Source organism: Phyllobacterium sp. CCNWLW183 (genome assembly GCF_037203775.1).
In the GTDB taxonomy this organism is placed as follows: Bacteria; Pseudomonadota; Alphaproteobacteria; order Rhizobiales; family Rhizobiaceae; genus Phyllobacterium; species Phyllobacterium ifriqiyense.
Map to the genome: position 1 here is coordinate 1 of NZ_JBBCBN010000020.1, position 1,650 is coordinate 1,650.

Annotated in this window: 2 protein-coding genes; both read left to right on the forward strand. The window is 56.7% G+C overall.

What is annotated here, in order from left to right; genetic code table 11:
* On the forward strand, positions 1–720 hold a 720-nt coding region (locus V9K95_RS23640; protein ID WP_336442420.1), incomplete at its 5' end, for an electron transfer flavoprotein subunit beta/FixA family protein.
* A gap of 22 nt (positions 721–742) precedes the next feature.
* A partial coding sequence (locus V9K95_RS23645) for an electron transfer flavoprotein subunit alpha/FixB family protein (RefSeq protein ID WP_336442419.1) occupies positions 743–1,650 on the forward strand: 908 nt, incomplete at its 3' end.

The following is a 1,650-nucleotide window of genomic DNA, read 5'->3' on the forward strand; positions in this document are numbered from 1 at the left end:
GTCGATTACAACGTCAAGATCCGCGTCAAAGGTGACGGTTCAGGCGTTGAGCTTGCAAATGTGAAAATGTCGATGAATCCGTTCGACGAAATCGCGGTCGAGGAAGCGCTTCGTTTGAAGGAAGCCGGCAAGGTCGAGGAAGTTGTCGTCGTGTCGATTGGCCCGGCGCAGGCGCAGGAAACTTTGCGCACAGCACTCGCCATGGGTGCGGACCGTGCCATTCTGGTCAAGGTCGACGATATTGTCGAGCCGCTGGCCGTCGCCAAGATTTTGAAGGGCGTCGTTGAAGCCGAACAGCCGCAGCTCGTTATTCTTGGCAAGCAGGCAATCGATGACGATGCCAACCAGACCGGCCAGATGCTGTCAGCGTTGCTCGGTTGGAGCCAGGCCACCTTCGCCTCCAAGGTTGAACTTGGTGACAAGTCGGCCAAGGTAACACGCGAAGTCGATGGCGGCCTGCAGACCATTGAGGTCACTTTGCCGGCAATCGTCACCACCGATCTGCGTTTGAACCAGCCGCGTTATGCTTCGCTGCCCAATATCATGAAGGCTAAGAAGAAGCCTCTCGATGAGAAGTCAGCTGCTGATTACGGCGTTGACACTGCGCCGCGCCTCAAGGTTCTGAAGACTGAAGAGCCGGGCGGACGCAAGGCTGGTGTGAAGGTCAAGGACGTTGCGGAGCTTGTCTCCAAGCTGAAGAACGAAGCTGGCGTTCTTTAAGGAAAAGGATAAGGAATTCACCATGGCTATTCTTCTTTTTGCCGAACACGATAACGAAACCCTTTCCGACCAGACAGCCAAGGCTTTGACCGCAGCGCTCGCCATCGGTTCGGATGTGCATGTGCTGGTAGCCGGAAAAGGCGCCAAGGGCGTTGCAGATCAGGCTGCCAAGCTTGCGGGCGTCAAGAAGGTTTTGCTGGCCGATAGCGATGATCTGGCCAACCGCCTCGCCGAAGCTACCGCTGCATTGATCGTCTCGATTGCCGACGGCTATGACACGATCATCGCCGCTGCCACCACCAACGGCAAAAACATCTTGCCGCGCGTTGCAGCGCTGCTCGATGTCATGCAGGTGTCAGACATTATCGAAGTTATCTCGGCTGACACATTCAAGCGTCCGATCTATGCGGGCAATGCCTTGCAGACGGTGCAGGCCACCGATGCCAAGAAGGTTATCACGGTTCGCACGGCAACCTTTGCCGCTGCTGGCGAAGGCGGATCAGCCTCCGTCGAGACCATTTCGGCGGCTGCCAATCCTGGCCTTTCGACCTTTGTTGAAGCAAAGCTTTCCGGTGGCGATCGTCCTGAGTTGACCTCGGCGAAGATCATTATTTCCGGCGGACGTGCTCTTGGCTCCAACGAAAAGTTCAAGGAAGTGATCCTCCCGGTTGCTGACAAGCTCGGCGCTGCGGTTGGTGCTTCGCGTGCGGCTGTCGATGCGGGCTATGCACCGAATGACTGGCAGGTTGGACAAACAGGCAAGGTTGTCGCGCCTGACCTTTACATCGCCGTGGGCATTTCCGGCGCGATCCAGCATCTGGCCGGCATGAAGGACTCCAAGGTCATTGTTGCCATAAACAAGGACGAAGAAGCACCGATTTTCCAGGTTGCCGATTACGGCCTCGTTGGCGATCTCTTCGTTATCCTGCC